This is a genomic window from Peribacillus muralis (genome assembly GCF_001439925.1).
GTDB classification, from domain to species: Bacteria; Bacillota; Bacilli; order Bacillales; family DSM-1321; genus Peribacillus; species Peribacillus muralis.
In genome coordinates this window covers 53,468-67,911 of sequence record NZ_LMBV01000017.1, presented here as the reverse complement: position 1 = coordinate 67,911, position 14,444 = coordinate 53,468, and the positions used below count along the sequence as shown (strand labels likewise).

Annotated in this window: 12 protein-coding genes; all 12 read left to right on the top strand. The window is 41.6% G+C overall.

Annotation, left to right across the window (positions count from 1 at the left end):
• The first annotated feature begins 5 nt into the window (after positions 1 to 5).
• The 12 genes from ASU00_RS17830 (at position 6) to ASU00_RS17775 (ending at position 14,399) form a co-directional block, all read left to right on the top strand.
• Complete coding sequence (locus tag ASU00_RS17830; protein ID WP_057914833.1) at positions 6 to 1,703, top strand: sigma-54 interaction domain-containing protein; 1,698 nt, start codon at positions 6 to 8, stop codon at positions 1,701 to 1,703.
• Between the two features lie 654 nt (positions 1,704 to 2,357).
• Positions 2,358 to 2,585 (top strand): hypothetical protein, encoded by a 228-nt coding sequence (locus ASU00_RS17825; protein ID WP_057914832.1) that lies wholly within the window; start codon positions 2,358 to 2,360, stop codon positions 2,583 to 2,585.
• 620 nt (positions 2,586 to 3,205) lie between these two features.
• A complete protein-coding gene (locus ASU00_RS17820) occupies positions 3,206 to 4,069 on the top strand; it encodes a branched-chain amino acid ABC transporter permease (protein WP_057914831.1) in 864 nt (287 codons plus the stop codon).
• Position 4,070: 1 nt separating this feature from the next.
• On the top strand, positions 4,071 to 5,066 hold the full coding sequence (locus tag ASU00_RS17815) for a branched-chain amino acid ABC transporter permease (protein WP_057914830.1): 996 nt from the start codon (positions 4,071 to 4,073) through the stop codon (positions 5,064 to 5,066).
• A 2-nt stretch (positions 5,067 to 5,068) separates the two neighbouring features.
• On the top strand, positions 5,069 to 5,833 hold the full coding sequence (locus tag ASU00_RS17810; RefSeq protein WP_057914829.1) for an ABC transporter ATP-binding protein: 765 nt from the start codon (positions 5,069 to 5,071) through the stop codon (positions 5,831 to 5,833).
• Complete coding sequence (locus ASU00_RS17805; protein ID WP_057914828.1) at positions 5,826 to 6,533, top strand: ABC transporter ATP-binding protein; 708 nt, start codon at positions 5,826 to 5,828, stop codon at positions 6,531 to 6,533. The genes ASU00_RS17810 and ASU00_RS17805 overlap by 8 nt, the downstream gene beginning before the upstream one ends.
• A 20-nt stretch (positions 6,534 to 6,553) precedes the next feature.
• A complete protein-coding gene (locus ASU00_RS17800; RefSeq protein ID WP_057914827.1) occupies positions 6,554 to 7,735 on the top strand; it encodes an ABC transporter substrate-binding protein in 1,182 nt (393 codons plus the stop codon).
• A 329-nt stretch (positions 7,736 to 8,064) separates the two neighbouring features.
• Positions 8,065 to 8,973 carry an N-acetylmuramic acid 6-phosphate etherase gene (gene murQ / locus ASU00_RS17795; protein WP_082630415.1) on the top strand — a complete coding sequence of 303 codons (909 nt, stop codon included), beginning with the start codon at positions 8,065 to 8,067 and terminating at the stop codon, positions 8,971 to 8,973.
• Positions 8,974 to 8,986: 13 nt separating this feature from the next.
• On the top strand, positions 8,987 to 9,844 hold the full coding sequence (locus ASU00_RS17790) for a MurR/RpiR family transcriptional regulator (protein WP_057914825.1): 858 nt from the start codon (positions 8,987 to 8,989) through the stop codon (positions 9,842 to 9,844).
• A 33-nt stretch (positions 9,845 to 9,877) separates the two neighbouring features.
• The gene (locus ASU00_RS17785; RefSeq protein WP_057914824.1) at positions 9,878 to 11,245 is read left to right on the top strand and encodes a PTS transporter subunit EIIC; all 1,368 of its coding nucleotides are present in this window, start codon (positions 9,878 to 9,880) and stop codon (positions 11,243 to 11,245) included.
• Complete coding sequence (locus tag ASU00_RS17780) at positions 11,242 to 12,252, top strand: MupG family TIM beta-alpha barrel fold protein (RefSeq protein WP_057914823.1); 1,011 nt, start codon at positions 11,242 to 11,244, stop codon at positions 12,250 to 12,252. The genes ASU00_RS17785 and ASU00_RS17780 overlap by 4 nt, the downstream gene beginning before the upstream one ends.
• A 209-nt stretch (positions 12,253 to 12,461) precedes the next feature.
• Positions 12,462 to 14,399, top strand: a complete 1,938-nt coding sequence (locus ASU00_RS17775) for a glycoside hydrolase family 3 protein (protein WP_057914822.1) — start codon at positions 12,462 to 12,464, stop codon at positions 14,397 to 14,399.
• Positions 14,400 to 14,444: the final 45 nt, after the last annotated feature.

Sequence of the window (14,444 nt, the reverse complement as noted above, 5' to 3'; positions counted from 1 at the left end):
TAGTTATGAATCAAGTGAAACAGGATTCTCCGATTAATTTGCTTAAAGAAACGACCTTTCCTGCACTAGTCGTGGATTCTGCAAATCGGATTAAGGATTGGGGCAACTATTTTAATCAAACGTTAAGTCAGGATGGTAATCATACACTAACCGAACAATTTGATGAGTGGCAATTTCTCGATAATAAAAGGCTTGCAGCTGCAAGGCTAGATGATAAACGGTATTTATTTTTGCTTATGAACCGAATGGATGATGACAATATTCTTTATATAGGCAGGGAAACACAATTTTTGGATGATTTACTGATTGATGCTCATGAATCGGACAAACTGAATCGCGCTCTGGATGCCATTATCGAAAATTCCTATGATGGAATATACATCACCGATCAAAATGGAGTAACGCTTTATACCAATTCAGCAATTGAACGGATCACGGGGATACCAAAAGAGTATTATGTCGGCAAGTCGGTGGACCAATTGATAAATCGCGGCATCTTGAATGCTTCGGTAACGCATAAGGTAGTAAAGCTGAGACGAACAGTATCAGTCGTACAGGATAATTTTGCTGGAAAAGAAACATTGATTACAGGAAGTCCCGTTTTTAATGCTGAAGGGGAAATCGTACAGGTCGTTACGAATATAAGGGATTTATCTGATTTAAATGAACTGATGCATGAGTTGACGAAGGTTAATGAACTCAATAATCAATATAAGCAGGAAATTGAAAAACTGCGGAAGATAACAAGCAAGGATGGAGTCGTATTTGTCAGTGATAAAATGAAAATGATTTATGAGATCGCCGAAAGAATCTCGGATATTGATGCGACCGTACTCATCCTTGGAGAAACGGGTGTTGGAAAGGACATTCTTGCCCGTAATATTTATAATCGGAGCATCCGATCAAAAAAAGGCGATTTCATCAAAATCAATTGTGGGGCAATTCCTGCTGATCTATTGGAATCCGAGCTTTTTGGATATGAAGGAGGAGCATTTACCGGGGCCAATCAAAAAGGCAAACCAGGAATGTTTGAGCTGGCAGAGAGTGGCATCTTATTTTTGGATGAAGTCGGTGAGCTCCCTTTGCAATTGCAGGTAAAGCTGCTTCGAGCACTTCAGGAAAGGGAAATCCAAAGAATCGGAGGTACAAAGCCAAAGAAAATCGATGTTCGCATAATAGCGGCCACTAACCGCAATTTAGCGGAAATGGTCAAAGCTGGTGATTTTCGTGAAGACCTCTTTTATAGGCTGAATGTGATTCCGATTACGATACCCCCATTAAGGGAAAGAAGAGAAGATATTTTGGCATTGACTGACCTGTTTTTAAAGAAAGCGAATGAACAATATAAATTTTCGAAAGAAATCGATTCGAGGCTGAAAGAATATTTCTTTCAACATGATTGGCCGGGAAATGTCCGAGAATTGATAAATATTGTAGAAAGGCTCGTCGTACTGACGGACCATTCACTGATATCGATAAACGACCTTCCGGAAGAATATCAGTCGGAAAATCAGAAACAGTCAAACTACCATTCTTCGCTAACGTTAAAAGCGGCAGTGGAAGGAGCCGAAAAGGAAATCTTGACGAAAGCGGCTCAAACCTACCAAACTACATATGAAATCGCAGAAGCCCTTGATTCCAGTCAGGCAACGATTGTGAGGAAACTAAAAAAATATCGACTGAAGGTCAGTGGAAAAGAATAAGGAAGCATGATCAGCACCTCCATTAAGGGAAACTGCCAATGATGGAGGTGCTGTTTTTTGACTAAATATGCGATGGGCGAAAAAAATTTTGTGATAAAGATAATCATGGGTTGTAAACAGCGGTAGCTAGAGCACGTTAATGATTTTGTCGGGATCCATATCTCTAATTTGAATGTCGTGAAAAGAATTTTAACAGTATTCTAGCACAATGAAAAAGCTCTTTATATATCCCTTGCTCTTTTGTAAATATGGTATATCGTTACATATGTACCATAAAAAACTAAAAGAAATACTTATGCAAAGTTTATTTAGTGGAAAATCACTGCATATGTACTATAAAGAATTAAGGAAGTGAAAATAATGTTTAAAATATTAACAAGAACTACAATGATGCTTTTATCAGTGGTGATGCTAGTTGGAGGGCTGCATTATCAGGGGCTCTAGGATATAGTGTTACGGGTACAGCAACTATAACGATTCCTGGTACATTTAAAGTTTGAGTAAGGTGAATGGGATAAGTGTTAAATGACTAAAATTCACAGTATATCCTGTTTATAAAACTAAACTATATAACAAGGAACAGGTACTGCAAAAAAAGCGTATGGTGTATCTTACAAAAAAGTATATACCTATAAATAAAGGATGGAAGCTTAGATGAAAAAAAAACATATAATTATAATTTTTATGCTTATTATAATTATTGGAAGTTTACAAATTCCTGATCTGCTAGAATCAACATATCCATTTGGAGAAGAAGATAGAACGGAAGCTTTTTATAATATTAGATATTTATTGCAAGGACTTTTTTCTTTGGCAGGTATAATATTTGTTAATATACTATTATTAGTATATTTCATGAGACAAAAGAGGTGCGGAATTTAAAATTCCGCACCTCTTTATAAATTCCATATGTTTTCCAGAAGTGCCTTCTACCCAAAACTACCTAACTACAAATCAACTCACCTATTATCAGGTACGAATGCTTGATTCAGAAATGATTTTTTCAGTCATTAGTGAATGAGGGAAACCCCAATTAAACCAATAATTCTAATTTTTTAAAATTCAAAAATGAATTCCTGAAATTTGAATAGCCTTATGAACAGTACTTTAATGTTTGGCACGACACTTGCATTTATAAGCAGGAAATTAATCTGCTTAATATTTCTCCTATAGAAGGTGCGTGGAGAAAGGGGGTGAACGAAGCAGACGATTACCATGGGTACACCGTTATGAAAGAGAAGTTGTAATCTTAAGTAGAGTCAATGAAACGATGAAGAGTTATGATGATATAAAAAATGAAAGCGCTAACAATTAAAAGGGGGGATTTTTCACTTTTCTGTAGACAGCTAATATGGGGATTTGGACAGTTGCTATTAAATAGATTCACGACTTCACTGTTCTTCGGAAGTTATTCTGTAGCGTGTTTTCCGTCCAATTTCAAGATTGTGAGGCCAGAAATAAATAACAAAAGTGAAATCCAATAATTTTCAAGGAGGAAGTAAATGGATATATTAATCCAGCAGCTTTTTAATGGCTTGACGATTGGCAGCGTATATAGTCTTGTTGCCTTGGGATTGACGCTCGTTTATGGGATTTTGCATATACCGAACTTTGCTCATGGTGCCCTCTATATGTTGGGTGGATATATCACTTTGTCCATGATGACATTATATGGGGTCAATTACTGGCTGGCGATGTTCGTATCCATTATCGTGGTTGGGTTGCTGGGGGTGCTTTTGGAACGATTCGTGTTCCGCCTGTTGCGGGAGGCTCCTCCATTGCACGATAAAATCGCCGCAATCGGAATTCTCCTTTTTCTTGAAGCGTTTGCCCAATTTGTCTGGGGTGCCGACTTCCATACAATGACTTCTCCATATGGCCAAGTAGTCAATTTTATGGGTCTTACGTTCACACTTCAGCGGTTATTGATCATCGTGTCAGCTATCGCAGTGATGGTTTTACTTTATCTATTCCTAAAGAAAACGTATACCGGTTCAACGATCATTGCGATGTCCCAAAGTCGTGAAGGAGCATCATTGGTTGGAATCAACATTAATAAAGTCGCGATGCTGACCTTCATGATATCGGGCGGCTTGGCAGCCATCGCTTCATCTCTTGCGTCACCGATTAACCTTGTTTTTCCCGGCATGGGGCATCTAGTCATCCTAAAAGCATTCGTCATTATTATATTGGGCGGGATGGGTAGCATCCCCGGTGCAATCGTAGGCGGCTATATTCTCGGTTTTAGTGAGAGTCTAGGCGCAACTTATATTTCAAATGATTATAAAGATATCATTGCATTCATTCTGTTAGTCGTAATATTAACGGTAAAGCCGACAGGTCTTTTTGCCAAGGGGGAGAGGTAGCTTGAAGATATTAACGAAAAGAAATGCGATTATCGCTTCTATTATTTTTGCTTTTTCATTCCCCTTGATTGCGCAAAACGACTATTATCTCCATATGCTGACACTTTCGTTCATCTGGGCGATTGCTGTTTATGGAATCAATTTATTATCAGGCTACACTGGATATCTCTCGCTTGCACATGCCGGTTTTTTTGCGATTGGAGCATATTCTCTTGGGCTCCTGACGGTAAAGGCGGGATTGAACTTTTGGCTGGCTCTTGTATGTGCATGTTTAATTACATGTGTAATCGGGTTATTGATCGGTTTGATTGCACTGAGGACAAAGGAACACTTTTTCGCCATTTATACCCTGTGTGTGGGATATATCATTTATCTAGTCATCGATAAATGGGAGGGGCTTACAGAGGGGGTTAGAGGATTAATCGGTATTCCTGCTCCAGGGAATATTGGCCCGATTACATTCGATACCGCAGCGTCGCAATATTATCTTGTGCTCACTTTCCTGCTTGCCGTGATTTTAGTCGTGTATCGAATTGTCCGTTCATTGACCGGCAGGACGTATATGGCCATAAGGAATAGTGAGGACCTTGCTCAAACAATTGGCATATCAACCATGAAAAACAAGTTAACCGCATTTGTACTATCCACATTTTTCGCCGGTTTGGCAGGTGCCTTGTATGCGTCATTCATTCGTTTCATTGGACCTGATATCGGTTCCACTTCGATCATGTTCGATTTGCTCATGTATTTATTGGTTGGTGGCATCGGGACTTTATCAGGTCCATTGGTAGGGACCTTGCTGTTAGTGATCCTTTCTCAAAATCTCCAATTCCTTCAAGAATATCGAATGTTAATATTCGGTCCCTTGCTTACGTTAATCATCATCTTTTACCCACGCGGAATCGCAGGGGCCGTGTTTGATTGGCAAAGCAAGCGGAAAGATAAGCAGTTGCCTAACGTGAGGGCCGAGATTCACATTAAAGCGGAGGAGGGATGAATTTGCTTATCGAAACGAAGAATTTGACAAAGCGGTTTGGTGGATTGGCGGCCGTCAATGATGTGGATTTTTCGATTGAAAAAGGCAGAATCAATGCAATAATCGGACCGAATGGTGCAGGGAAATCAACTTTTTTCAACTTGATCAGTGGCTTTCATCGACCAACTTCAGGAACGGTCCTTTTTAAGGGAATTGATATCACCAAACTTCCAGCCAATGAAATAGCGGGACTTGGAATTTCACGAACCTTTCAAACGACAAGCCTGTTTGATCAATCGACCGTGTTGGATAATGTCATTGTCGGGCATAGGCTCCGGACCAAATCCAATTTGGTGGATGCGATTTTAAGGACCAAACGTTTAAAACGGGAGGAGGCGGCATGCATGGATAAGGCAATGGAGGTGCTTGATATAGTTGGATTGACAAAATCGGCAGACAGAATGGTCGCTAACATCTCACAGGAGGAAAAAAAGCGGACAGCCATTGCCCTTGCTCTTGCGACGGAACCTGAAATTATCTTTCTAGATGAGCCTGCTGCGGGTATCAACCCGGATGAAACGGAAGGCTTGACAGAACTGATTAAAAAACTAAACCGGAAGGGATTGACCGTCTGCCTAATCGAACACAAAATGCATATGATCATGAACTTGGCGGATCACATCATGGTCCTTAATTACGGAGAAAAAATTGCCGAGGGCACACCGAAGGAAATCAGTGGAAATGAAGCGGTGATTAAAGCCTATTTGGGAGGTAGTGCCAGTGCTTAAGCTAACCGATGTCACCGTGAATTATGCAAGTTTCACCGCGATAAAACATGTGAATATCGAAGTTGCCAAAGGGGAGCTCGTTGTTTTGTTGGGAGCTAACGGGGCAGGTAAAAGCACGACCTTTCGTGCTATAAGCGGAATCAGTAAGCTGTCCAAGGGGGAAATTCATTTTTTGGGCATCCCGATAGGTGGCCGTGCGCCTGATAAAAATGTTCGGGAGGGAATCGTACAGTGTGCCGAAGGGCGTAAACTATTCCCACAGATGACCGTTCAGGAAAACCTGAAGATGGGCGCCTATGTGCATCGAAAGCAGAAAGGGGAGATCAAGCATTCCTTGGAATATGTCTATCATTTATTTCCGATTTTAAAAGAAAAGCATCATGATGAAGCGGGAAGCCTGAGCGGAGGCCAGCAGCAAATGCTCGCAATAGGAAGGTCGCTGATGTCGAAGCCGAAATTGTTGATGCTTGATGAGCCTTCGGTTGGACTCGCTCCTTTGATTGTCGAACAGATGTTTCAAGTCATTGAAGAAATAAACCGTGAAGGAATCACAATCCTGCTTGCAGAACAAAATGCTAATGCTGCCCTTAGCATTGCAGACAAAGGGTATGTTTTTGAAAATGGGGAAATAGTCGTTCAAGGTTCAGCACGTGATTTATTAGCCAATGATGAAGTGAGGAAAGCATATATCGGTGCCTAAAAAATGAATGGGGGATCTTTATGAAAAACTTGAAAATATTAATTGGCTTCATGTTGCTGATTATGGTCGTTTTGGCAGGTTGCAATAAAGGAGATAGCCCAGCATCTAGCAGCGGCAGTAAAGGGAAAAGTGAAAATGTCGTTAACATCGGGTTTAGCGGTCCTTTTAGCGGAGCAGCCGCTTTATATGGAAAACGAACATTGAATGGTGTTGAAATGGCCGTCAATGAAATAAATGATGCTGGTGGCTTTGAAGTTGATGGTAAGAAATATACATTAAATTTAGTATCGTTGGACGATAAATACTTACCCAATGAAACAGGGGCGAATGCCAAACGTTTAATTCAGGAATATGATACGCCGATCATTTTCACGCCGCATAGCGGAGGGGTACTGGCACTTCAAGTTTTTAATGAACAAGAGGAATTCATCATTGGCGCTTATACAAGTGAACCCGCAGTGACCGAGGGCGGAAATTCATTAACGGTTCGAATTCCGCCAAATTACGAAGGCTATATCGAACCTTTTACAACATATGCGATGAAAAATTCCGGCAAGAAAATTGCCGCGTTGCCAACCGCTTCGCAATACGGTAAAGACTGGACGGAAGCCGTGCTCCCGTTTTGGGAAAAGGAAGGAGGAAAAGTCGTTTATAATTCCTCGATTGATTTCGCCAAAGAAACTGATTTCTTTACGATTGTCACAAATGCCTTGAAAAAAGATCCTGATGTGCTTTTTATCGGTGGTGCTTCGGAACCTACGGCAAAAGTAGCGAAGCAAGCTCGGGAGCTAGGATTTAAAGGTGGTTTCATTATCATGGATCAAGCAAAGCTGGATCAAATGAAGCCGATTGCAGGATCATATGAAACATTGGAAGGGTCGATTGGTGTACTTCCACTGATGGATTCTGAGGAAAAAGCAGTGCCTGCTTTCGTTGAGAAATATCAAAAAAATTATAAGGAAGATCCAAGCTCCGAAGTAGGTTTGAATTATATCGCCATGTATGCGTTTGTGGAAGCGATGAAATCTGCAGGCAGCGTGGATGATGCCAAGGCTATTCGTGAGCATATGCAGGATGGTCTTACAAATATAGGTCCAAATCAAAAAATATACGACATTCCTTCTATTGATAAAAATGGAGGGTTCGCATCGACTATTGTCGTCGGGGCAGTTGAAAATGGCAAAGTCGTCCCAGTCCGATAAGCAGGTAAAGGCGTGCATACTAGATTAGCATGTTGTTATATAACTTGTTCGTGTATCGTTCCTGATCAAAAGGTGACGGTACACGTTTTTTATTGTCTAAAAAATATCCAGGTGCAAAGTCCAAAACTGGTAGGCGCCCCTAAATGCATTTCCAATCTATATCATCATCGAGGAAAATAAAGGGCTAACTAACAAATACTAAAAAAATATCTTGTATTTCAGTCATGAAAACGCTATCATTAAACATAATATGAAATATAATTTCATTATTATCTACTAAATAATGAAATTACATTTAAGTGATTGATAATAGGAGGATCTATTTGTCTATGGAAGAACATCTGCGTTCATTAATGACTGAAATGCGAAATGAAGGAACAAAGAACATCGATCGTATGAATACGATGGAAATCATTTCAGCAATCAATAACGAAGACCTAAAAGTGGCTGTAGCCGTGCAGAAGGTTTTACCGGAAATTGAAACAGTGGTTGAGTGGGCTGTTGAATCGTTAAAGAAGGGTGGAAGGCTGATATATGTTGGTGCGGGAACGAGCGGAAGGCTCGGTGTTCTCGATGCCGTTGAATGTCCGCCGACCTTCAGCACACCGCCTGAAACGGTCCTCGGAATCATTGCAGGGGGAAAAAGTGCATTCGTTCATGCCGTTGAAGGAGCAGAGGATAAAGAAGAATATGGGGAACGTGATTTAATTGAGGTGGACCTAACAGCGGATGATACGGTGATTGGCATTGCAGCAAGCGGGCGTACCCCATATGTGATAGGGGCCTTACGTTATGCCAAAAAAATCGGCGCTAAAGGGGTTGCTTTATCAAGTAATACAGACGCGAGCATTACGGAAGCTGCGGATATTGGCATCGAAGTGGTAGTCGGACCAGAGGTAATCACAGGGTCGACGAGAATGAAAGCGGCAACGGCACATAAAATGGTGCTCAATATGATCTCTACGGCAACGATGATTCGAATGGGGAAAGTGTATGAAAATCTTATGGTGGATGTACATGTAAGCAATCAAAAACTGAAGGAGCGTGCCGTACGCATCATTGAAACGGTAACGGATGCAAACTATGATCACGCGAAGAGCATCCTCGAAGCTGCAAATAATCAAGTTAAACCAGCAATTGTCATGATAAAAACGTCAAGAGATTATGTTCAAGCCACGGAGTTACTAGAAAAAGCGGATGGAGATGTCAGAAAGGCCATCTCGATCTGCGAAGATTAAGGAGAGAAGATATATGGCTACAGGAGGATTATCCATCATACAGACGATGCTGAACAAACTTCCGCAATCAGAACAAAAACTAGCAGAATATATTCTTCAGAATCCTCATGAAGTGGTGAACAGTACGGTACAGGAATTGAGCACATCCGCCAATTCAAGTGGGGCTGCTGTTATTAGATTGTGTAAATCGCTTGGGATAAAAGGATTTCAGGATTTAAAAATACGGATTGCCGGAGATTTGATGAAGAATGTTGAACAAGGATACCGGGATATCGAGCCTTCGGAATCACTGTATCGCATTGTCGAGAAAACGACGAGCAATTCGATTCAAACCATTCGGGACACATCTGAGATTATCGATCACGACAATCTCAAACAAGCCATTGCTTTAATGCTGGACGCTAAAACCGTTCACTTTTGCGGAGTGGGTGCCTCGAATATCGTCGCTGCCGATGCTCAGCAAAAATTGCTCCGCATCAATAAAGGGGCAACTGCGTTTACGGATATGCATTTAGTTGCAACCTTGATTGCCAATGCGGCAGAAAGTGACGTCGTTTTTGCCATTTCATTCTCAGGTGAAACACCTGAAGTTATCAATATATTGAAGCTGGCAAAGGAACGTGGGGTCAAGACGATCGGGCTGACTCATCATGGCCAAACAACGGTATCTTCGTTGTGTGACGCCACGCTGTATACATCTTTTTCGAGAGAAGCACCGTTTCGAAGTGCAGCAACATCCTCACGATTGGCACAACTATATTTAATCGATATTTTGTTTTTGGGAATGGCTTCAGAGCAATATGAAGAAACCGTCCAATATATCGATAACACAAGAGCTGCCATCAAATCTATGACGGATGGTTATAAATAAAAAGTTTATAGTTTTTACAAAGGGGGCAATGGTATGACCAAGAAAGATAAGTACGCCAGTTTAGCAGAAGAATTATTGGGCAAATTAGGTGGGGTCTCGAATGTCGGGGACGCTGTGCATTGTATGACCAGACTAAGGGTAATGCCGATCGATCGTTCAAAAGTAAACATGGAAGATTTAAAAAATACGGAAGGTGTTATCGGCGTCATAGAAGAGGAGACGATCCAAATCGTCCTTGGACCAGGTGTGGTGAACAAGGTTCATGCAGAGTTCGAAAAGCTTCTCGTGTCTGCTGGGGATTTGGACTTGAAGGAAATGGCCTCAAAGAATAAATCGGAGATTAATAAGAAAAATGCTAAACCGCTTAAACTTTTTTTACGCAGAATTGCAAGTATTTTCATTCCATTAATTCCGGCATTGGTCGCTTCAGGTTTGATTACTGGAATTACGAAAGCGGTCGTTCAAGCGGGCTGGCTTTCTGAAAAATCGCAATTAGCTATCGTTTTAACTGTTATTGGATCTGGATTGTTTGCTTACTTGGGGATTTTGGTAGGGACGAATGCGGCAAAGGAATACGGTGGATCGCCCGCACTTGGTGCAGTAGCTGGTATTTTGGTCATCAATCCGGCCGTCGGTGACATTGCCTTATTCGGTGAAAACCTGCTCCCGGGTCGTGGAGGTTTGATTGGCGTCCTTTTTGCCGCCATATTCATTGCGCTAGTCGAAAAACAAGTCAGAAAATTCATTCCTCCATCATTGGATATCATCTTGACGCCAACCATCGCTTTGTTAATTACAGGGATTTTCACGTACGTTGTTTTTATGCCAGTTGGAGGGTTTTTATCAGATGCCATTACATCAGGGCTATTGAATCTCCTGGATTTCGGCGGAGTAGTTGCTGGTTTCGTGCTTGGGGCAGCTTTCCTCCCTCTCGTCATAACGGGGTTGCATCAAGGTTTAACGCCTGTTCATCTGGAGTTGATCAATTCGATTGGGGATGATCCCCTTCTTCCTATTTTGGCCATGGGTGGTGCAGGCCAAGTAGGGGCGGCATTCGCCATCTACATGAAAACAAAGAAAGAAAGTCTAAAAAGAGCAATCGGCGGGGGACTTCCTTCTGGATTGCTTGGTATCGGCGAGCCTCTTATATTTGGGGTGACGCTGCCATTGGGCCGTCCATTTTTAACTGCCTGTTTAGGCGCAGGTGTAGGGGGGGCATTTCAAGCTCATTTCGCAATTGCCACTTCGTCCATCGGTGTATCGGGTCTGCCGCTAACCTTTTTAGTGCATGCGAATCAAATCGGACTGTTCCTGGCTGGTTTGCTGCTATCTTACGTAGCAGGATTCATTTTCACCTATTTGTTTGGATTTAAAGATGAAATGGCGGTTGAATTCAAGTGATCGGAATCTCCTTTTATCTACAGGACCCGCATGCGAAAAGACAAATCATTCATGCTGCCAATTTAGGAGTGAAGCGGGCGTTCACCTCGCTTCATATTCCAGAAGAAAAAGGTGAACTCGTCGGAAGGATGAGGGAGCTTTTAAAGCTTGCACAGACTTATGAAATGGATATTCATGCAGATGTTTCTTTAAACACGCTTGATCATTTGGGGATTGATGAATTTACGGATTTAGCGCCATTAGGTGTGAAGGGCATTCGACTTGATGATGGGTTCGACCAGGAAACGATAACCGCGTTATCCAAGGTGTTTTCTCTTTCATTAAATGCAAGCACGCTGAATGAAGAAGAGCTACTGGCCGTACTTCGAAGCGGCATCAAGCCGGAAAGCCTGATAGCTTGGCATAATTTTTATCCAAGGCCTGAAACGGGCCTTGAGGAAGCATTCTTTCATGAGCAAAATCAAATGTTCAAAAAATACGGGATACCGATCTATGCTTTCATCCCGGGTGCAGGGAGTAAGCGTGGTCCGTTACATGCCGGACTCCCGACGCTTGAAAGACACAGGTTCATGAATCCTTACGCAGCCGGCATTGAGCTGTTTCAGCATGTGGAAGGAGTTTACGTTGGAGATCAAGGAACGGAGGATCATCTGCTTGAGAATCTAATCGCTTATGAAAATGAAAATATACTAGCTATTAGAGTGGACTCCCTCATTTTGCAAAGCGGTCAGTATACTGTGAGGCCAGATGTTTCTCAAGATGTTTTGCGGCTGCAAAATACACGGGTTACAGAAAATGTTGAGCCCAGGAATACAGTTGCCCGCAGTCTTGGAGCCATAACGATGGACAATGATGCTTACGGAAGATATCGGGGAGAGGTTCAGATTTGCAAAAGGGACTTAGATGCAAATCATCGGGTGAATGTGATAGGGCGAGTTATGGAAGAAGATATTCCCTTGCTATCCCTTCTAAAGCCTGGTCAAACGATACAACTTATAAATGTGTAACCAATTGTGTTCTATGAATCAATTATACAGAGATTAATGGATATTTGTCATGAAGGCTTGTTAAATGAGGCGGTGCTGGGATTCCCAATGCTGCCTTGATTTCTTTATAGGATCTATAAAGTTCATTTCCTTTCATTTTTACCCCTTCTTGGAAGTGGATATGGAATTGTTGCTTCAGAACCAAAAAATATACAAGGGAGGAAGTCTACATGATAAAAAGGAAATGTATCTCTGCCGGAATCGCATTATTATTGATTTTATCCATTCTAGGAGGAACGGCGACAGCAAAGAAGTCAGGGAACGAAAAATCCGTTTCGGATATTCATAAAATCGTAGAAAACATGACAATGGATGAAAAAGTCGGTCAAATGCTGATGCCGGATTTTCGGAATTGGCAAAAACAGGGAGAAAGTAAGGCGACGGGGTTTGTTGAAATGAACTCAGAAGTTGCAAGCATCATCAAAAAATATCATTTGGGCGGAGTGATTCTGTTTGCTGAGAATGTAGTCGATACTGAACAGACGGTTCGGCTCACAGATGGTTTACAGGAGGCAAGCCCGGATCTTCCGCTGTTCATAACAATTGATCAGGAAGGAGGTATTGTTACAAGGCTTCAAACTGGAACGAATCTACCTGGTAATATGGCACTTGGTGCAGCCAGAAATGAGAGGTACGCTTATCAATCTGGAGAAATCATTGGCAAGGAACTGTCGTCACTAGGCATCAATGTCAATTTTGGGCCGTCTGTCGATATTAATAACAATCCAGGAAATCCTGTCATTGGCGTTCGTTCCTTTAGTTCTGATCCGAAACTTGTATCAAAGCTTGGCATTCAGACGATAAAAGGATTGCAAAGTCAGAACATGATAGCAACGACCAAGCATTTCCCTGGCCATGGAGATACAGCGGTCGATAGTCATTATGGTCTCCCTCTTGTTTCTCATGATAAAGACCGTTTGCGTTCCGTCGAGTTGGTTCCTTTCCAAAGGGCTATCGATGCTGGAGTTGACATGATGATGACCGCACATGTCCAATTTCCTGCTTTTGATGATACTATGTATATCAGTAAAAAAGACGGTCAAGAAATTATGGTTCCTGCAACGTTGTCACATAAGGTCATTACAGGTCTATTACGTGAAGAAATGGGTTTTGACGGTGTTGTCGTCACAGATGCTTTGAATATGAAAGCGATTGCTGACAACTTCGGACAGGAAGAAGCTGTGGTCCTTGCCCTTAAATCAGGTGTCGATATTGCCTTGATGCCTGCACAAGTGAATTCACTTCAAATGGAAAAAAATTTAACCTCTGTATTCAATGCAGTGAAGGCAGCAGTGGAAAGCGGGGAAATTCCTCTAGATCAAGTCAATCGATCTGTAACGAGGATACTGGAAATGAAAGAGAAAAGAGGGATATTAAACTCTGATGATACTCCGATCGATAAAAAAATCAAAACAGCGCTTCAAATAGTCGGGAATGAAAAACATTTGAAAAAAGAAAGGAAAATGGCGGAAGATGCCATCACTCTATTGAAAAATGAAGACAAAACATTGCCCTTCAAACCTAAGAAAAATGATAAAGTACTAATTCTTGCTCCTTTTGATGACCAAGTTGAATCCATGTCCAGGAGCATCAGCGAATTAGCCCATAAAAAGAAAATAAAGAAAGTCCAAATAACAGGTATGAGTTTTTCAGGAAAGACATTTACTAATGAAGTGGCCGAACTGATTGATGAATCGGACTTTGTCATAACTGGTTCCTATATTGTCAAAAACGATCCGGCCGTCAATGATGGGGTAATCGATGATAGCGTCCAGGATTCGTCGAAGTGGGCAACAGCATTTCCAAGGGCAGTCATGAATGATGCTAAGAAGAAAGAGAAAGAATTTGTATTAATGAGTTTAAGAAACCCCTATGATGCTGCAAACTTTGAAGAAGCGAAAGCCGTTCTTGCTGTTTACGGGTTCAAAGGGTATTCGAATGGTCGTTATAGACAGCCCAATATCCCGGCAGGCATTTCGGCCATCTTTGGAAATTCAAAACCTAAAGGCACGTTGCCGGTTGATATTCCATCAGTAACCAAGCCGAATGAAAGCCTTTACAAATTCGGCTATGGATTAAATATTAAATCAGGGAAACCCATTAAATAATAAGGGGGAAATAAGTTGAAAAGAATAATGTTCTTATTGACCATA